Genomic DNA, 18,479 nt, shown 5'->3' with positions numbered 1-18,479 from the left:
GTATTACCACTCCTGATCCCAGGAACTCTTTTCCTGGGGATTGATATCCCTTGGCGTGATCTGTAGCTCTAAATCCAGCGCCGCCAATAACTTGAACAGAGTCTCCAGACGGGTACCATCCGGATAATTTTCAAACTCTGAAACCGTTGACTGCTTCAGGCCGATTGTCTCAGCCGTTTTACTCTGGCTGAGTTTGCGCTTTTTACGCTCATTACGCAGTGCATTTGCCAGCATTTTTGTTGAGGTAATGTTCATTTTATCCTCCCAAGCGGATTTTTTCATTATATCCGCCATAAGGGATAAATCAATTTTTATCCGCTGTGGCAGATGAATCTAAAATATCCTTCAGGGAGGATAAACTGGAGCGCTTACCCAAGAGATGAGGTATCTGTAAAAGTAAAATACAGCCTGTAAACTGTTAAAAATAAATACACCTTATAAGCTGTAATTTGCCCCCCGGGGCCACCTCATGCTCAAATACCTGTTTTCCGCACAGATAAAGCTCCATGAAAAAAAGTGAATTTATCGCTCAGGATTTATTGAGCAAGATTTATCAGAACAGTGGTTCGTTACCGGACAAGTTACCGCCCGAGCGCCAGCTGGCGGAAGAATATGGGGTGTCGCGCTTTACGGTGCGTAAGGCATTAGAAAAACTGGTAAGTATCGGGGCGGTACACATTGTGCAGGGCTCAGGAATTTACATTAACCCCGGCGTGAGCAGTAATCCGCTGGTATACAACTCGATCACTGAAAAGAAATTCACCGAAATCAGCTTTAAAATGCTGGACCTGCATAAGCGGCGTCCGGATAAAGAAGAACAACAGGTATTCGATCTGAATACCGATGATTTTATCTGGGCGTTCACCCGCTTGCGGCGCGTCAGTCAGCGCAACGTACAGATTGAATATTCCCGCATGCCCGCCAGAGAATTTGGCGATCTGAATCAGAAGACTATTGAGCATTCCATTCAGCAATATGTTCTTAGCAAAGGCTATGTGATTTCACATTCCCTCACCCGCTATCAGGCGGTGACGGTGAGTAAAGAACAGGCATATATTCTGGGATGTAAAAAAGGCATGGCCGCCATGCACATTACCAACAGAGGCATTTTGCAGGGCGGCAAGGTTTACGCATTCAGCGACATTATCGACATCGATTATTCCTGCACCTACGTTATCCCGTTTAATCAGGACAATTTGGCTTTCCGCCAGAAGTAAGCGTGTCAGGGCGTGTGGATCACGCCGTCCGGCAGGCGGCTTTGCGTCCATTCATGCGGACGATATACCACCGGAAACTCTGCCGCCGCCTGCGGGTTAAAGCCCACGCCGATCCCCGCGCCTTCTCCCGGATAGAAATACCCCTTCACCGGTGCCTGTGCGCCCGGAAACACCTGTTGTGTGTTGGCGGGATAGGCAACAAACTCCTGGATCGCCGCATTATGCAGATGAATATTGAGGTGCGTATTCACCGCTGCGCCAACCGGTGTCATATCCGGCGGACAATGCCACGCCAGCCGCACGCCAAAGCTCTGGCAGAAATGCGCCAGTTTCAGCGCCGGTGTGATCCCCCCGATTTGAGAAACGTGGCAGCGGATAAAGTCGATCCGGCGGTTAATGATCAGATCCTTCCATTCCGCCGGATTATTGAATAACTCGCCGGTCGCCAGCGGCACAGCTGTCTGGCTGCGGATCTGCGCCAGCCATTCGTTCTGATCCGGTGGCAGAATATCTTCGATAAAGTAAGGCCGGTATTGTTCCACCGCTTTGGCGAACTGCACTGCCTGTTGCGGGAACAGCCTTTCGTGAACGTCATGCAAGATATGGAACTGATTGCCGTATTTTTCACGCAACGCTTTAAACATCGTCAGTGTGTTATCAATGTACTGATCCTGATCGTAATAAGCGCCTGCTGTCGGTTCGCGGGTACTGTGGAGTTCACGCGCATTGCCACCGTAAAAACCCAACTGACAGCGGATGTGACGATAGCCTTCAGCCAGTAAACGATCCACTTCGCCGTATAATTCTTCCAGCGTTTCACCGGTCGCATGGCTGTACGCCGTTACGGCATCTTTAGACTTGCCGCCAAACAAGTGGTAGAGCGGCATATTTGCCAGCTTACCTTTGATATCCCACAGTGCCATATCAATACCCGCAATAGCGTTATTGATCACCGGCCCGTTACGCCAGTACGCGTTCACCATCATCATCTGCCATAAATCTTCGATATGATTCGCATCACGCCCTATCAGCAACGGTTTGAGATACTCATCCACCATCAGTTTGACCGCCAGCGGGCGCTGCTGGAATGTCGCGCAGCCAAGGCCGAAAACGCCACGATCCGTTTCAATACGGACCACCACTAAATTATGACGATCGGGGCGCGTTATCTGACATTCGATATTCGTCATCAGCACAGGCTGCATGATTAATCCTTCATAAAAGCCGTTATTTTTTAATTAAAAAATCGGCGGTGATATTTGTATTACCGTTATTTCAACGTATTTTTATCCTGCTTGTAAACCTTAAATTCAGGCTTTTATTTTGGTTTAAAAGTACACCTGAATATCGATAGAAAACGGACCAATTCATTCATTATGTGCGAACAAGCCCCATCTGCGTGAAGTTTTGTGATGAAGATCCTGTTTTATTGGTTTGTTTTATAAAAAGGCCGTCATTACACTCCCCTTCCATCTGACAATGAATAATTAATTTTTCGTCGCGGGGTTCAGGGTGAATACAGAAATAATGCATTCGGTTATTAAGCTGGTAGGCGGAGCGGGAAATATCAATAAAGTCTGGCATTGCATGACCCGTTTGCGCTTTGATTTACACGACGAAAATAAAGTGGCCTGGGATGAGATTAAAAATCTGCCCGGCGTGCTCGGCGCACAAAGCCAGAGTGATCAGGTGCAGATCATCATCGGGCCGAAAGTGAATGTCTGGTACGACGCCATCGTGTCACAACTGGATCCTGTGACCGGCAACGCCGAAAAAACAACAGGAAATGTTTCCACAAAAGGGCGGAAAAGCCTGGTGTCGATGTTCATGGATACCGTCTCCGGCGTCTTCGGCCCGATCGTTCCGGCCATTGCGGGCGCAGGGATGATTAAGGGTTTGCTGGCCGGACTGATTGCTTTAAAAGTGATTTCAGCCAAAAGCGAAACGGTGATGATTATCGATTTGATCGCCAGCGGCGTGTTTTACTTCCTGCCGTTTTTCCTCGCCGTTTCTGCGGCGAAGATCTTTAAAACCAATGAATATCTGGCTGCTGCCGTGGCCGCCTGCCTGATGTACCCGACGCTGACAGATGCTGCGAAATCGCTCGCCAGTCATACAGCCGGTGCTCCAACTGCGCTGTATTTTATGGATATACTGCCGGTGTCCATTTTCAATTATTCGGCCAGTGTCATTCCGGTGATTTTCTCCGTGCTGGCGCTGAGTTATATCCATCGCTGGGTTGATAAAATCATGCCGGACGTGTTGAAAACCGTCTTTACCCCGACGCTCACACTGTTTATTGCTGCGCTGGTGTCGCTGACACTGATTGGCCCGGCGGGGATTTATCTCGGTAAATTGCTGGCATTTGGCATTCAGGGGTTGTTCGGAGTATCAGCGGTGTTTGCAGGCTTTATTGTCGGCGCGATCCGTCCTGTGGCGATCCTCACAGGCATGCACCATGCGATGACACCGGTTGCCTTGCAGAACTTCACCGATCAGGGCTGGGATATGCTGATGCCGATGATGTTCATGGCCAACATGGCAATTGCAGGATCGACGTTTGCCATTTATTTCCACGTCAAAACCCGCGAACAAAAATCCGTCGTGCTGTCAGCCGCGATTTCCGGCTTACTGGGGATCACCGAACCGGCATTGTTTGGCGTGCTGACGCGCTACAAAAAAGCGTTTATCGCTACCACCATCAGCAGCTCCGTGGCGTCGGCCTTTATCGCTTTCTTCGGCGTGCGGCTGTACGGCTATATTCTGTCGAGCATTTTCAGTCTGCCCGCTTACATCGGTCCGTATTTTATTTACATCCTGATGGGCGTAGCGCTTTCGCTGGGGCTGTCATTTACGCTGACTTATCTGATGGTCGTCAAACACAAAAGCACCGGACAAACGGTGCCTTTGGTTAATCAAACGCGCTGAGGTTTATCAGGCCGCTGTTTTTGAATTTGTCATCTCAGACAGCGGTGCATTCTGGATAAGATTGGTCAGCCGGCCGATATTTTCAATTTCAACTTCAATCTTATCATTCTCATGCAGGAACAACGGCGGCACGCGGGTTTTTCCAACGCCACCCGGGGAACCGGTCATGATCACATCGCCGGGAGAGAGCCGGGTAAAGGTACTGATATACGCGATAATTTGTGGGATGGTGTGCACCATATTGGCGGTGGTGTCATCCTGCACCAGCCGGTCATTCAGCCAGGTTTTGATGCTCAGATTTTGCGGGTCACCCACTTCATCCGGCGTCACCATCCACGGGCCAAACGCGCCTGTCGACGGCCAGTTTTTACCTGCCGTATACCACTTATGCTGCCAGTCACGCACCGAACCATCCATATAGCAACTGTAACCGGCAATATAGTCCAGCGCATCATCAGCGGAAATATTGCGACCGGTACGTCCGATAATAATCGCCAGCTCACCTTCATAATCAAACTGCTCGGAAGAAGCCGGTTTGATGATCACACCATTATGACCGATCTGCGAATCCGCAAAGCGGACAAACAATGTTGGCGCGTCGCTGGTTTCATTGAATTCTTTGCGTTTTTCTGCGTAGTTCATGCCCACACCAAAAATTTTTCCTGGCCTGTCGATAACCGGCAGGAAACTGATGGCGTTTAGATCAAGATCCGCAGGCAACTGCACGTAACGCTGCAAGTCTTCCAGCTGATAATGTGCCATGAATTCGTTAATGTCCCGGCATCCCGAGCGGGCACCGACATCGACAATCCCCTCTGCCTGGAAGATGCCGAAGCTTTTGGTGTGGTCTTTACTGATGATGAAATTAACAATTTTCATAGATGCACTTAGAGTCTTATTTTACTTAAAACAGGTGGATTTGCTGGTGTTGTCTTCGTGATGACGTCCGCGCCACTGTGAAGATCGCGAGATTATTGACCCTGCGTTTCATGCCTTCTACTATATTTTATTACCTAATCGATGAATTTCAGGAATCAATGTTAAATAACAGAGACTTAGATTATTTCGTCACTGCTGCGCAGATGATGAATTTGAGACTTGCGTCACAAAATTTAAATATAACTCAGCCTGCTCTTTCAAAATCGATCACCCGTCTTGAGCGCGAACTGAACATCAAACTGTTCAAACGGGCAGGTCGCGGGCTTGAACTGACCGAAGCAGGACGCATTCTTTATCAACGTGGTATCGCGCTGCAAAGTGCGTATCTTGAGATTGGCGAAATCATGAATGAACTGAGCAGCGGCGCGGGCGGGATCGTTCGCGTGGGCGTGTCCGGTTCAGCCACGCAATTCCTGTTACCTGAGATCTGCAAAATGCTGCAATCTCAGGTACCGAATATGAAACTGGAAATCCAGATAGGCATGAATGACGTGCTTTTTACCCTGCTGGAACGTCATGCGATCGATGTCATCATCGGCCCGCTGGTCAATTACGACAGTCCGGTGGTGCAGTTGCCCGTGACTGCCGACCGGGTGATCGTCGCCGCGTCCCGTGATCATCCGTTGGCCGGTAAACCCGCCAGCCTGCGCGAACTCAGCCGTTACGGGTGGATTTTGCCAGCGAAAACCGTGTCGATGCGCCAGTGGCTGGATAAAATGTTCTATGAAAACCACTGTCCGCCACCGGATGTGAAAGTGGAAATCAGCTCGCTGGCCTCGGTGCCGGGGCTGATTGCGAAAAGCGGATTACTGAGTTTTTTGTCGGAGAATATTTTGGTGGAAGAAGAATTTCTTTCGCGACTGATCCGTATTGATAACGATCAGTTAGTGATGGAGCGTCGCGTCGGGATCACCTGGCTGGAAGGCGCATTTCTCTCACCGGCCACACAGAAAGTGATCGACGTCACCAAAAGTGTCGGGCAAAAAATGCAGACGGAAGCCCGCCGGATTTTAGAAGACTGAAATCCGGCAAGCTTTTTTACACCAGATGGCAGGCCACGCGATGGCCCCTTTCTATTTCACGCAGTAACGGGATTTCTTTACGACAGTGGTCGGTTGCACGCGGGCAGCGGGTATGGAAACGACAGCCGGCAGGCGGTTTTGACGGATCCGGAATTTCCCCACTGACCATCGCCACCGGCTCACTGTCCGGGTCAAGCGTCGGCACTGCTGCCAGCAGCGCCTGTGTATAGGGATGCAGGGGCTGCTGGAACAACGCATCGCGGCTGGCCGTTTCCACTAACTGGCCGAGATACATCACCGCCACGTCATCACAAAGGTGCTCCACCACCCCCAGATCGTGGGAGATAAACAGAAACGTCACGCCATGATCGTCACGTAAATCAGCGAACAGATTGATGATTTGCGCCTGAATCGACACGTCCAGCGCGGAAATGGGTTCATCGGCGATAATAAAGTCCGGTTGCAGGATAAGCGCGCGGGCAATGCCGATACGCTGGCGCTGTCCACCGGAGAACTCATGCGGGAAGCGGTTGTAATGCAGCGGTGACAGACCGCAGATCTTCATCACATCCAGCACCTTTTCATGCAGTTGCGCCCGTGAACACCGTTTATGTTCCAGCATCGCTTCACCGATGGCATCACCAATGCGGATCCGCGGGTTAAGCGAACTGTACGGATCCTGAAAAACCAGCTGGATTTTCGGGCGCAGTGCTTTCAGTTGTTTGGGCTTCAGGCCGTGCAGGTCTTCACCACGGAACTTCACGCTGCCCGCTGTTTTGTCATACAACCCAAGCAGCGTACGGCCCACGGTGGTTTTGCCGCTGCCGGATTCACCCACCAGCCCGAAAATCGTGCCTTTACGAATGTTAAAACTGACGCCATCCACGGCGCGCAACTGGCCGGTTTCCTGCCCGAATACGCCGTCACGGATCGGGAAATACTTTTTCAGGCCATCCACTTCAATCAGATATTCAGCATTCATGGCTGTAATTCCCTGTTTTCGATGTCACTTACGGTGCTCAGTCCGCCGTAAAAACACGCCACCTGCCGGTGCCGGCCTTCCAGCGCAGGAATGCCCTGGCGACATCTGTCAGTTGCGCGGGCGCAGCGTTCGGTGAATGCACAGTAAGGGGGCAGTGCGGCCAGATCCGGCACCTGGCCGGGAATAGAATACAAGCGGCGGCGGCGTTCGCCCGGCGTGGGTCTGGAGGCAATCAGCCCCTGTGTATAAGGGTGCAGCGGATTGCGCAGCACTTCAGCTGTCGCGCCCTGCTCCACAATTTTACCGGCGTACATCACCACAACGTGATCGGCCATTTGTGCGATCACACCTAAATCGTGGGTGATCAGCATCAGCGCCATGTGATTCTGCTGAGCCTGTTCACGCAGCAAACGCAGGATTTGCGCCTGTACGGTGACATCCAGCGCGGTGGTGGGTTCGTCAGCAATCAGTAACTGCGGCTTACAACTCAGTGCCATCGCAATCATGATGCGCTGCAACATGCCGCCCGAAAGTTGGTGCGGATAACTGCTCATCAGGCTTTCCGCCCGCGCCAGACCGACTTCGGTGATCATATTCGTCGCATGTGACCACGCCAGTTTCGGTGATTCACCGAGATGGCGGATCAGCGGCTCGACCAGCTGTTCCCCCAGAGTCAGCACCGGGTTCAGCGCGGTCATCGGCTCCTGAAAGATCATCGCCAGCTGGTTGCCGCGCAAGTCCGCCATCTGAGAGGACCGCAGCCTGAGTAAATCCCTTCCCTGAAACAGGATTTCACCGCTATCAATACGCGCAGCCTGTGGCGGTAACAACCCCATCAGCGACATCGCCGTGACACTTTTCCCGCAGCCGGATTCACCGACAATACCCACGGTTTGACCGGCCTGAACGTCAAAGGTGACATCTTGTACGGCACGCACACGGCCCTGCTCACTGGAGAACGACAGAGAAAGCTGATTAAAACGGATCAACGGTTGCGTCATTTTTTGCTCCGTTTCAGTTTGGGATCAAGCGCATCACGCAGGCCATCGCCCAGTACGTTAATTGCAATCACCGTAATAAAGATCGCCACGCCGGGCGGCATCCACAACCACGGGCGACGCTGGAAATCGATGAGACTGTTCGCCGCATCCATCATATTTCCCCATGACGGTGTCGGTGGCACAACCCCGAGCCCGAGATAACTGAGCGCGGATTCGCTGAGAATGGCATTCGCCACAGCCATTGTTGCCATCACCACCAGAATTGGCACGGTATTGGGCAGTAAATGGCCAAACAGCCGACGACGCGAAGACAAGCCGAGCACCTGCGTCGCCAGCATAAAATCACGCTCACGCAGGGAGAGGATTTGCCCGCGAACCAGACGCGCCAGCTTCGGCCATTCCAGCAAGCTGAGCATTACGATCACCATATACACACGGGAATCCGGCGAAAAATCCAGTTCCGAAAGCATCGCACCCATAACGATCAGCAGCGGCAGGCTCGGAATAGTCATCACCAGATCGGCAAAACGCATGATGATTTTATCGGTTACGCCGCCCAGATAGCCGGACACCGCACCCATGAGATATCCGAACGTCACAGATAACAACATGGTCAGCATGCCGATAATCAGCGAGATGCGTCCCGCCAGCAGCAGCCGCGTATACACATCACGCCCGAGAAAATCGGTGCCCAGCCAATGTTCCGCATTTGGCGCTTTGTTGATCATCAGCGCATCGGTGGCATCATCGCGCCAGGGAGAAAAGTAAGGACCTGCTATGCACCAGACGGCCATTACCAGCAGCAAGACTAAGCAAAACATCGCCAGTCTGTTCTGACGTAGCGCCCGCCACGCCTGCCGCCAGGGTGACGGTGTCACCTGAGCAAGCGCCGGAATTTGTGCTTCGCGCAGACGGCGGTTAGTCGAAAATAAAGAGCCAAACATTATGACCTCACACGAATACGCGGGTCAGCCCACGCATACAGCACGTCGGCAATCAGATTGCCAAGAATGGTCAATACCGCCAGGAACAACGTGAATCCCATCAGAACCGGGTAATCACGCGCTGCCAGCGAATCAATATGTATATGCCCGGCACCTGGCCAGTTGAAGACCTTTTCGGTGATCAGCGCCCCGGAAAACAGCCCAGGCAACTCAAAACCCAGCAGCGTGATAATGGGCAGCAGTGCATTTCGCAACGCATGTTTCAGGATAACTGTACGTTCACGTAACCCTTTGGCACGCGCGGTACGAATGAAATCCATACGCACGACGTCGAGCATACTGGCGCGGAAATAACGTGTCAGGCTGCCTGCCTGTAGCATCACCAGCGCCACCACCGGCAATACCAGATGTGCGGCGACCTGCATCACCCATGCCCATCCTGTGGCGTCACTGCCGGTGTTGGTCATGCCCCCCACGGGCAGCCAGTGCAAATCAACGGCAAACCATTTAATCAACAGCAAACAAAGGAAAAACGTCGGGAAGGACATTGCGGCGAAGATGACCACACTGACTGCGTGATCAAACAGGGAATAAGGCTTCATCGCGGAGACAATGCCAACCGCCAGCGCGATCCCCCAGTACAGCACCATCGCAATAGTCGCGAGCAGGAAGGAATTCCAGATGTACTGATTCAGCAACTGGCTGACCGGGATCTGATATTGCAGCGAGAAACCCAGATCCCCCCGCAACAGATTACCCAGCCAGTGCAGATAACGGCTGAGCAGCGGTTGATCCAGGCCGTATAAAGCTTTCAGTTCAGCAGCGCGTTGTGCGGTCAGTGTAATATTGCCATCGATAAAGTCGCCCGGCGTTTTGGCAAACAGCATAAAGATGAGCAGCGAAGCGAGGAACAACATCGGAATGGTTTGAAGCAAACGACGCAGAATGAAATTTCTCATGACTTTCTCATTGAAGCTGCCGGAAGCGTCCGGCAGCTGCGTTATTTCTGATTATTTTACAATTTTGACGTCCGGCAGGCTGCCGGTCAGGCCGTTATAGATATCCGGTTTAAAACCGGTCACTCGGGCACTGCTGGCCGAAAGGATTTTGCGGTTACCGAGCAGGATCACCGGCGGATCGTTAGCCAGCACTTTATACAGCTCATGGTAAATCGGCTTACGCTTTTCGATGTCCAGCGTAGCGTTCCCTTCGTTGATCAGCTTATCGACTTCAGGATTGTTGTAGCCGGATTCAGTAGCTTCGGTGCTGTAATAATCCCACACGCCATCGTGCGGATCGTTAAGCGTGCTGGTGCTGAAGGAGGCCAGATCGTAATTGCCCGCTTTACGTTGTGACATCAGGGCGTTGAAGTCCACAACCTGTGGTTTCAGCAGTACGCCGATTTTCTGATAATCTTCTTTTGCAATCGGGATCAGTGCATCGTTGAGCACTTTTTTGCTGACCAGCAGCGTCAGTTCGAGACGTTTACCGTCTTTCACACGAATACCGTCACCGCCCACTTTCCACCCGGCTTCATCCAGTAATTTATTGGCCTGCGCCGGATCAAATTTGTACGGATTCACGCCGTCAGTGTTGTACGCCCAGGAAATAGGCGCGATCGGCTCAATCGCCACGGTGCCGTACCCCTGGTACACCACGTCAATCAGCTTCTGGCGATCCAGCCCGTAGATCAGCGCCTGACGCACTTTCACATCCTGCAACGCCGGACGATGAACGTTAAATTCAATTTTGCTGTAATCACTGGATCCGTACAGGTTAATGTTGGCAAAGCCGAGCATTTTCAACTGCTCAATGTCATCCGGGCGGGAAGTGAAGGCATCGTAATCTGTATCGCCCGTCTGGAATAACTGGAAGTTAGTCGACGGATTGGTCACCCGATAAATGAAGCGCGGTGTCGGAGGGACACCGCGGTAGTAGTTTGCATTGGCGTGAAAACGGATCTCCTGCCCCGGGATGTACTTATCGTATACATAAGGGCCATTCCCCAGCGGTTTACCATGAAGCGTGCGCAGATAATCGAGATTTCCGCGTTGGTAACCTTTACCGTAATAAGCTTTCGACAGTACAGGTCCGCCGATTTTTTGCAGCGTTGTGGCTCCCGGTTGTGTGGTGGTGACCTGCAATGTCAGCGGGTCAATCACCTTCAGACCGCTGATGCTTTCTGCTTTGCCTTGCTTGTATTCATCACCACCTGCAATATGCGCCAGCGTAATATCGGTATCCCCGTCATATTTTGGGTCATAGAGCACTGTCAGCGTAAATGCGACGTCTTCGGCGGTCAGGGGTGAGCCGTCGCTGAACTTCAGGTCAGGGCGTAATGTGATGGTATAGGTTTTGCCGTCAGGGCTGACTGTCCAGCTTTGGGCCAGACCGGGAACCAGTTTTCCCTGGCTGTCCCAGTCAATCAGGCGCGCGAAAATCACGTTAGTGACGTTTTCATCCCAGCCGTTGACGAAGAAGTATGGGTTAAAGATCCCCTGTGGTTCGGAGATCCCGGCAATCACAGTATCAGTGCGCAGTTTCGCAGCAGCAGGGATCTGGCTGGCATCAGTGGCCGGTGTAATGCCTTCTCTTAAAACATCATCAGCGAATGCAAAAGAAGACAGCATCACGGCACTGGCCAGTAATGCAATTTTGAAAGAAGCAGTACGTCGCGCGCGTTGTGCGACTGGCGCGAATGCAGAGCGTAATAACGTAGCCAAAAGACATCCTCATCAAAAGTGTGCAAACGATTTACAAAACATGACAAAGAGTAAGGATGCCATTAGGCCTTGTCTAACAACGAAAAAATATGGCTTATAGCTTTTAAACAGTACGCTGGAAAAGCCGCCAAAACGGCTAATGTGGAAAGATTTTCTGATACAACCCAGTAAGTACTTACTAACCCATTAACGCTTATTCAGAGGCGTAAAGACGTTAACAGTTGGGTCTTTACCCTAAGAAAAACGGCGTATCTTTCACAAGATACGCCGTTTACTTTTATTTTCGGATCATAGCCCTCAGGCAGCGGTTTTTTTGCTGCGGGAACTGACTTCCGCAAGGATCTCTTTTTGTTTATTCTTCTCACCGATCAGCTTATACCAGCCTGACAGCTTGCGCAGATCCGGCAATGTGGCCTTTTCATCCGCATCGTAAGCGCTTAGCTTTTCACGATACTCTTCGAAGATCGCGATGCAACGGCGTGCCCATTCGCCTTCCAGCGCCGATCCGGCGACAGCACGCGGACGGCGCGGTAAGCGCGGGCGCAGCGGTTTGCTGGCTTCTGGCGCGGATTCATCCACATAGGCAAACTTGATGGAGACGACAGTTCTCCCCTGCTTTACCGGCTCCCAGACCACTGAAATATCGGTATTGGCATTAATCCGGTTGATCGTCGGCTCAAGAAGTTTCTGGCGGAAGTCACGATAATCCTCGTATTTGCCCGCCAAACCGGCCTTCTCACGCATCCAGTTGAGATCCAACGTTACTTCTATGGCTTTGCCGCTGCGGCGCCCGTAAAGGTTCTTAGCTTTGATGAGCCAGCCATAGAGTCGTACGGAAAAAGGCGTATCAAGTTTTGCAATGTTGGCAAAATTCAATTTGGTAAAAGATTCTTTAAGTTCATAAAGATACGGGGCGACATCCTGCCCGAAACGCAGAACCACCGCGCTGTGATCGTCGCTGCTCACATATTCGAGACGTGAAAACCAGGAGAGTTGCACAGTACGGACCTTGCCGGTTTTAACATCCGGCTTGTAAATGGTGACCGGCTTTTTCATCAGGCTTTCAGCTGCTTCGCGCAACTGGCGGTGGCTGCTTGTCGGGTTTACCCCGTAGATCCGCTGATAATCCTGAGGGAAAAGTCGATAAAGCGTATCTGGCTGAGGTTTCCTGCTATCAATTTGTGCCAGTGCCAGGTTTAGCAAGCGCATTTCATCCAGAGTGACGCTGTAAGCGCCTTCAAGAAGATCATTCCCCTGAACTACGGTGAGTTTATTCAGTTCCATGTAGCAGGATCCATAAGTGGAAAGTAGCTAAATTATTCCACATAAAAAATGCCGGCGTAAAGCAAAAATAAGGGTTATTTATCCTTTTATAATCAGCATGTTAGAAAAGGATCGAAAAAGTCTGATCAGGAAAAACCTCCACATATGATTTTCGGCAGCACCAGGGATCCTTTTTTTAACACCTTGGATCGTCTGAACTTTTACAGGAAATTATTCCACATATGCAGAAGAGGATCTTCGCAAAACACTATCAGCCATTCATAACCAGAATCTCTTCTCGATCAGAAAATCACTCCACATATGAGGCGCTACCGCAAACTAAAATACCAGAATCAGCTTTGTGATCCCCTTCTCACTTCGTTCCGGGCCGTGGTTTATCGCTCAGAGACGACCCACAGGAAAACTCTCCACGTATTGCGAAGCATGGGATCAGAAAATGTTTCCACATTAAGAACACATTGGCCGTATTGACAGGAAATTACTCCACATAATCGGTACAGCCGTATGCACAGAAAATCTTTCCACATAACGGCACCAACAGGATCAGGAAATATCTCCACTTTAATTCGCTCCATATGTGTATTCAAACGGCAGGCTTCATGAATATCATCGTTTTAGAACAGGAAAACATTCCACATATAAAGTTGTGACAGCGTCACATAAATTGCAACCAACTGATTTATAGTTATTATTTAGGCAGGATTGTGGAAAGATGACTTTCAGGGATCAGATAATGTTTCCACATAGGCTGTTTCAGGATCAGGAAAAGTTTCCACATATACCTCTATCAGCGGCCCAAAGAAGGTCAAACTGCTCTACCTGTGGATGGCAGGGATCCGTTAACTGACTATGTGACATAACGTGACGCTGTAACAGGAAATTGTTCCACGTATTGGTGTTATCGATGGATCAGGAAATTCTTCCACTTATTAAAAATGCCTGTTGTGACAGCCTGTTAGAGAGATGCTAAGCTTAGGGCGATTACTGAATGACCTGTAAATGAGATATCCACAGAAAATTACTCCACATAGGTAATGGTTTGATCCATAAAGAAATTATCCACAGAAAAAACGTCTACATTCGCCATGAAAAGGATCCACATCCAACAGGAAGGATCTCCACCTGACGCAGGAAATATCTCCACAATACCCTTCATAAGCTGCTGATAATAAAAAGTAAAATACCTCTCTAAAGAGAAAGATCTAAACTTAGAAAATAAACAAAACATTATTTGATCTTAAGATCTGATCACACAGAAGAAGAGAGTTGACGAAGGGATAAGTTCGCACTGAAAGCAGACAGAGTCAGGAATGTAAGCAGGTGGTCGTCGGAAACGGGCCCTGAAAGACCCGGTCCAGCCAGTGTTCAGTGCATTACGTGCGTTCGTTGGTGATAAGCCAGGCCTCGATCAACTCGGTCAGGACGTCTTTCATTTCGCGATCTTGCAGGAAGCAGCTGGTTTTAAAACGACGATGCAGCTCTTCATCGATGTTGGTCTGCAATTTTTTTACTGATGCAGGTGGTTTAGAGACTGCTTCCAGTGCTGTCGTCAGTTGTCTGTGCTGGCCAAGTTTCATTTTCATTTCAGCAACTCCGTGATTTCTTTAGTCATAATTTCAATTTCCCCTTTCGCGTTTCCGTCTGTCGTATCGAAAACAGTACCGCCATCCATCATTGTGCGGATGTAAACCTGGCGCTGCGTCGTACCAGTACGCAATGCGGGAACACCGGTATCGGCAATGGATTCTTTCAGCACTTCAAGCATTTTAGCTGAAGCGACTTTTTTGGTGATTAGAAAACGGGCAATCACCGGCTGCAAATTTTCGCGAGCTTCCACGACGGCCAGAATAGCGCCACAGGCAGCAAAATCTAAAGGTGACGGTGTCACAGGAATCAACACCAGATCACTCACCATCACAGCAGCGGAAGAAATTGCTGATATGGCAGCAGCGCCATCTATTACCACGTAATCGTATTCTTTTAATTGTTTGCGAACGGTATAGACTTCTTTTTCTGAAGCCGCCTCTGCAAGGTCGAACTGGCATTTGCTTTCGTCATACCAGTTACTGATACTTCCCTGCGGGTCGGTATCTACCATTACGACTTTATGTCCTTGCCGGGCAAGACAGGTCGCTATGTTTATAGACGTTGTGGTTTTCCCTACTCCGCCCTTCCCGTTCAGGAAAGAAATAATTTTCGCTGCCATGACAACCTCTGATGAAGCGTTCAATGAAGATTATAAGATTCTGAAACCCTAAGATTTTGTAATCTTATAATGATGTAATCATAGGATTATGAGATTTTTAAATCCATGAATCACAGGATTAGATGACTACTATAAAGTTTGCATCCGGGGATTTCAACCTTTTAGGATTATCGAATTATCATATCCCATGATTTTAAAATCACAGGATTACAATATTTCTATCTTGTCTTCGTCAGTATTCACCAATTGATTTCAGGATGAAATAATCCCGTGATTAGGTGATTAGGTGATTAGGTGATTCTATGATCCCATCAAGGCGCATTTCTAAAATTGACGTGAATTGCTTAATAACCATGGAGATTAAGAGATACATCTGGATTGCAGGATTTTGTAATCTTAGGAGTATGGGATTCTGTGATGTGACATGTTTTAAACTTCTCCATCTTCACGCTGGACGTAAGATACTCCTGAGATAAAATCTCACCATCTCACCATCTCACCATCTCACCATCTCACCATCTCACCATCTCACCATCTCACCATCTCACCATCTCACCATCTCAACATCTCAACATCTCAACATCTCAACATCTCAACATCTCAACATCTCAACATCTCAACATCTCAGTTTTCGCGGTTTGGGATACCTGTGCTTCTGGGATTGTGGGATTTCGAGATTGTAAGATTACGGGATTTCAGGTTGTTCATCATAATGTATGGGATGCTGAACGTTTGGAATCTTGTGATTATAGGATGTGAGTGCATCGTTATACTTGAATCCTGGAATCTAAGAATCATGAGATGAAATCATTAAAAACGATGTCACGCCTGGGTGCCGAAACATTTGTTCAGTTGTATTCTATGATTACAGGATGCTGTAATCTTTTCAAAGATTATAGGATTGCAGGATTATATAGATGGGCGATACTGAGATAGTATGACGATAACAACTCTCAGTCACGGAATCCTGGAATCCTAATATGTAAGTATGATTACAAAATCCCATGATTATTATCAAGTCAAGGATTACAGGATTCAAAGATTTTATTATAATTTTCAGTGCATTGCTATGAATGTATAAATGCGAGAAAGTTAAATGATTCAGTGATTATGGGATTATATTGGGATGATAGTATCCTGGGATTTCATTTGGGATTATATGATTACAGGATTTTTAACCAGAGTGATGGGATTGCAACAGCCGGTACGAGCAGTGCTGGGATTACAGGATAGTATCCTGAGACTAACAGGATTCTTGAATCCCGAGATTACAATAATGCGTTATAAGTATCACAGGTTTATAAGATTGAAGTTGGTCAGGATTACGCTATTGCGAGAATGATAGTTTACAGAATTCAAGGATTATATGATTTCAGGATTATAAGATTATACAGGGAAAGGATGCATGCATGGAGGAGGGGAATTCCGAGATTCTATGATAACAGGATTCTGAGAACCCACCATTCAGTGATTCAGTGATTCAGTGATTACAGGATTTTAAGATCCAATGATTAATGTGTCGCAATATCTGGCACCCTGAAATATTCAGGCCGCGAGGTGCATCACCGGACCGGGCGGCTAATCCAGCCCTATGACAAGGGTAAACGTTGCCGGCTGAAATACTGTCATCAAAAATATAGCCTGTTGTCATACCTGATAAATCTTTTTGCTCAGTGTGCCGGACCAGGCATCAGAAAACTCAGTGAGACGCTGCATAATGAGGCCAGAAAGCAATGAGCGCAAAAGTGGATCCTCAAAATAAATAGAACGGGTTCTGGATTATGGGGCCGCTGATGGGATAAAAAACAAGAACAGGTTGCTATTCAGACAAGTTGTTCAACGTGTAACCGGCAATCTAAAAATCATCAACCTGCAGGCAGGAGCAAAAGATGAATCACAGTGAACTGGAAAAACGCCGTCAAGAAGCGACACCCCGGGGTGTCGGTGTAATGTGTGATTTCTATGCGGCGAAGGCGGAAAACGCCACATTATGGGATGAGCACGGGCGTGAATACATCGATTTCACCGCCGGGATCGCGGTACTGAACACGGGGCATCGTCACCCGAAAATCGTAGAAGCCATCCGTAACCAGCTTGACCTGTTCACACACACAGCCTACCAGATTGTGCCTTACGCCAGTTTTGTGAAACTGGCTGAACGCATCAATGCAATTTCACCGGTAAGCGGCAAAGCGAAAACAACATTCTTCAGTACCGGCGCGGAAGCCGTCGAAAACGCGGTGAAAATTGCCCGTTCCGCCACCGGCCGTCCCGGTATCATTACTTTCTCCGGTGCATTTCATGGTCGCACGCTGCTGACCCTGGCACTGACCGGCAAAGTGATACCCTACAAAGCGGGCTTCGGGCCGTTCCCTGCTTCGGTCTTCCATGCCCAATATCCAAACGCCGTTCAGGGGGTTACCACTGAAATGGCACTTGAAAGTATTGAGCGCATTTTCCGCAGCGATATCGCGCCGCAGCAGATTGCCGCGATCTTGTATGAACCGGTACAAGGTGAGGGCGGTTTCAATATCGCACCGGAAGAGTTTGTGAGAGGTCTCCGCGAAATCTGTGACCGTCATGGCATCGTGATGATTGCGGATGAAGTGCAAAGCGGGTTTGCCCGCACCGGCAAAATGTTCGCCTCAGAATATTATCCGGATGCCAAACCGGACATCGTCACCATCGCGAAAAGTCTTGGTGGTGGTTTGCCCATCTCGGGTGTAACGGGGCGCGCCGCACTGATGGACGCGCCGGAACCGGGGGGACTTGGTGGCACTTATGCGGGGAATCCACTGGCTGTAGCTTCTGCGCTAGCAGTCCTGGATATCATTGAAGAAGAAAAACTGTGCCAGCGTGCTAACCGTCTGGGCGCTGAGCTCACCGAAGTGCTGAAGAGAGCCAAAGCGGGTTGCGCAGCGTTGGTGGATGTCCGTGGTCAGGGGTCAATGGTGGCGGCTGAATTTAACGATCCGGTCACCGGCAAGCCATCGGCTGAACTGACAAGACAGTATTTGCATAAAGCACTGGACGCAGGATTGCTGATGCTCAGCTGTGGTGTGAACGGTAATGTGATCCGTTTCCTCTATCCGCTGACCATACCTGATATGCAGTTCAAAAAGGCGCTGGCCATTTTGTCCCGGGTGCTGGCTGACTGAGAACACTGATATAAAACCTGTTGCGCCACTACCATCTGGTATTGATGATCTTCACGTTGCGGCAGGTGATTATCT

Annotated in this window: 15 protein-coding genes; 4 read left to right on the top strand and 11 right to left on the bottom strand. The window is 49.5% G+C overall.

All coding sequences use genetic code 11. The features are described from left to right. Positions 1-3: 3 nt before the first annotated feature. Positions 4-255 carry a helix-turn-helix domain-containing protein gene (locus ACOZIO_RS12125; protein ID WP_129953732.1) on the bottom strand — a complete coding sequence of 84 codons (252 nt, stop codon included), beginning with the start codon at positions 253-255 and terminating at the stop codon, positions 4-6. 251 nt (positions 256-506) lie between these two features. Here ACOZIO_RS12125 and ACOZIO_RS12120 point away from each other — a divergent pair, with 251 nt between their 5' ends. Next, complete coding sequence (locus ACOZIO_RS12120) at positions 507-1,217, top strand: GntR family transcriptional regulator (RefSeq protein WP_129953386.1); 711 nt, start codon at positions 507-509, stop codon at positions 1,215-1,217. Between the two features lie 5 nt (positions 1,218-1,222). On the opposite strand, the gene ACOZIO_RS12115 is transcribed toward ACOZIO_RS12120, so the two are convergent. Beyond that, positions 1,223-2,422: an enolase C-terminal domain-like protein gene (locus tag ACOZIO_RS12115; protein WP_129953385.1), complete on the bottom strand. Its 1,200-nt coding sequence runs from the start codon at positions 2,420-2,422 to the stop codon at positions 1,223-1,225. A gap of 322 nt (positions 2,423-2,744) precedes the next feature. On the opposite strand from ACOZIO_RS12115, the gene ACOZIO_RS12110 reads away from it, so the two are divergent. Next, the gene (locus tag ACOZIO_RS12110; RefSeq protein ID WP_129991098.1) at positions 2,745-4,145 is read left to right on the top strand and encodes a PTS transporter subunit EIIC; all 1,401 of its coding nucleotides are present in this window, start codon (positions 2,745-2,747) and stop codon (positions 4,143-4,145) included. A gap of 6 nt (positions 4,146-4,151) precedes the next feature. Here ACOZIO_RS12110 and ACOZIO_RS12105 read toward each other — a convergent pair whose 3' ends face one another. Beyond that, on the bottom strand, positions 4,152-5,024 hold the full coding sequence (locus ACOZIO_RS12105) for a fumarylacetoacetate hydrolase family protein (protein ID WP_129991099.1): 873 nt from the start codon (positions 5,022-5,024) through the stop codon (positions 4,152-4,154). A gap of 158 nt (positions 5,025-5,182) precedes the next feature. On the opposite strand from ACOZIO_RS12105, the gene ACOZIO_RS12100 reads away from it, so the two are divergent. Continuing rightward, positions 5,183-6,106, top strand: a complete 924-nt coding sequence (locus ACOZIO_RS12100) for a LysR family transcriptional regulator (protein ID WP_129991100.1) — start codon at positions 5,183-5,185, stop codon at positions 6,104-6,106. Between the two features lie 16 nt (positions 6,107-6,122). Here the strand turns inward: ACOZIO_RS12100 and ACOZIO_RS12095 are convergent, their stop codons facing one another. The 8 genes from ACOZIO_RS12095 to parA all read right to left on the bottom strand — a co-directional run bounded on the left by ACOZIO_RS12095 (position 6,123) and on the right by parA (position 15,246). Continuing rightward, positions 6,123-7,088: an ABC transporter ATP-binding protein gene (locus ACOZIO_RS12095; RefSeq protein WP_129953381.1), complete on the bottom strand. Its 966-nt coding sequence runs from the start codon at positions 7,086-7,088 to the stop codon at positions 6,123-6,125. Continuing rightward, positions 7,085-8,089 carry an ABC transporter ATP-binding protein gene (locus tag ACOZIO_RS12090; protein ID WP_129991101.1) on the bottom strand — a complete coding sequence of 335 codons (1,005 nt, stop codon included), beginning with the start codon at positions 8,087-8,089 and terminating at the stop codon, positions 7,085-7,087. Before ACOZIO_RS12090 ends, ACOZIO_RS12095 begins: the two co-directional genes overlap by 4 nt. Then, positions 8,086-9,033 (bottom strand): oligopeptide ABC transporter permease, encoded by a 948-nt coding sequence (gene opp4C / locus ACOZIO_RS12085; RefSeq protein WP_165383736.1) that lies wholly within the window; start codon positions 9,031-9,033, stop codon positions 8,086-8,088. The genes ACOZIO_RS12090 and opp4C overlap by 4 nt, the downstream gene beginning before the upstream one ends. After that, positions 9,033-9,992: an ABC transporter permease gene (locus tag ACOZIO_RS12080; protein WP_129953378.1), complete on the bottom strand. Its 960-nt coding sequence runs from the start codon at positions 9,990-9,992 to the stop codon at positions 9,033-9,035. The genes opp4C and ACOZIO_RS12080 overlap by 1 nt, the downstream gene beginning before the upstream one ends. A gap of 51 nt (positions 9,993-10,043) precedes the next feature. Continuing rightward, the gene (locus ACOZIO_RS12075; RefSeq protein WP_238485857.1) at positions 10,044-11,663 is read right to left on the bottom strand and encodes an ABC transporter substrate-binding protein; all 1,620 of its coding nucleotides are present in this window, start codon (positions 11,661-11,663) and stop codon (positions 10,044-10,046) included. 390 nt (positions 11,664-12,053) lie between these two features. Then, positions 12,054-13,040, bottom strand: coding sequence for a replication initiation protein (locus tag ACOZIO_RS12070; protein WP_217138784.1), 987 nt, complete (start codon positions 13,038-13,040; stop codon positions 12,054-12,056). Between the two features lie 1,373 nt (positions 13,041-14,413). Further along, complete coding sequence (locus ACOZIO_RS12065) at positions 14,414-14,623, bottom strand: plasmid partition protein ParG (RefSeq protein WP_014341719.1); 210 nt, start codon at positions 14,621-14,623, stop codon at positions 14,414-14,416. Continuing rightward, complete coding sequence (parA, locus tag ACOZIO_RS12060; RefSeq protein WP_014341720.1) at positions 14,620-15,246, bottom strand: ParA family partition ATPase; 627 nt, start codon at positions 15,244-15,246, stop codon at positions 14,620-14,622. The genes ACOZIO_RS12065 and parA overlap by 4 nt, the downstream gene beginning before the upstream one ends. Positions 15,247-17,135: 1,889 nt before the next feature. Here parA and ACOZIO_RS12055 point away from each other — a divergent pair. Next, a complete protein-coding gene (locus tag ACOZIO_RS12055; RefSeq protein ID WP_129953375.1) occupies positions 17,136-18,404 on the top strand; it encodes a 4-aminobutyrate--2-oxoglutarate transaminase in 1,269 nt (422 codons plus the stop codon). Positions 18,405-18,479 lie beyond the last annotated feature (75 nt).

The sequence above is a fragment of the Rahnella sp. PD4 genome, from assembly GCF_049199325.1.
GTDB classification, from domain to species: Bacteria; Pseudomonadota; Gammaproteobacteria; order Enterobacterales; family Enterobacteriaceae; genus Rahnella; species Rahnella perminowiae.
The sequence above is the reverse complement of the archived record's forward strand: the minus strand, read 5'-3'. Positions and strand labels throughout refer to the sequence as shown.

Coding starts and splice junctions, on each gene's coding strand:
- ACOZIO_RS12120 (WP_129953386.1), top strand. CDS start 507: ATGAAAAAAAGTGAATTTATCGCTCAGGATTTATTGAGCAAGATTTAT.
- ACOZIO_RS12110 (WP_129991098.1), top strand. CDS start 2,745: ATGCATTCGGTTATTAAGCTGGTAGGCGGAGCGGGAAATATCAATAAA.
- ACOZIO_RS12100 (WP_129991100.1), top strand. CDS start 5,183: ATGTTAAATAACAGAGACTTAGATTATTTCGTCACTGCTGCGCAGATG.
- ACOZIO_RS12125 (WP_129953732.1), bottom strand. CDS start 255: ATGAACATTACCTCAACAAAAATGCTGGCAAATGCACTGCGTAATGAG.
- ACOZIO_RS12070 (WP_217138784.1), bottom strand. CDS start 13,040: ATGGAACTGAATAAACTCACCGTAGTTCAGGGGAATGATCTTCTTGAA.
- ACOZIO_RS12090 (WP_129991101.1), bottom strand. CDS start 8,089: ATGACGCAACCGTTGATCCGTTTTAATCAGCTTTCTCTGTCGTTCTCC.
- ACOZIO_RS12080 (WP_129953378.1), bottom strand. CDS start 9,992: ATGAGAAATTTCATTCTGCGTCGTTTGCTTCAAACCATTCCGATGTTG.
- ACOZIO_RS12075 (WP_238485857.1), bottom strand. CDS start 11,663: ATGCTGTCTTCTTTTGCATTCGCTGATGATGTTTTAAGAGAAGGCATT.
- ACOZIO_RS12055 (WP_129953375.1), top strand. CDS start 17,136: ATGAATCACAGTGAACTGGAAAAACGCCGTCAAGAAGCGACACCCCGG.
- ACOZIO_RS12115 (WP_129953385.1), bottom strand. CDS start 2,422: ATGCAGCCTGTGCTGATGACGAATATCGAATGTCAGATAACGCGCCCC.
- parA (WP_014341720.1), bottom strand. CDS start 15,246: ATGGCAGCGAAAATTATTTCTTTCCTGAACGGGAAGGGCGGAGTAGGG.
- opp4C (WP_165383736.1), bottom strand. CDS start 9,033: ATGTTTGGCTCTTTATTTTCGACTAACCGCCGTCTGCGCGAAGCACAA.
- ACOZIO_RS12065 (WP_014341719.1), bottom strand. CDS start 14,623: ATGAAAATGAAACTTGGCCAGCACAGACAACTGACGACAGCACTGGAA.
- ACOZIO_RS12095 (WP_129953381.1), bottom strand. CDS start 7,088: ATGAATGCTGAATATCTGATTGAAGTGGATGGCCTGAAAAAGTATTTC.
- ACOZIO_RS12105 (WP_129991099.1), bottom strand. CDS start 5,024: ATGAAAATTGTTAATTTCATCATCAGTAAAGACCACACCAAAAGCTTC.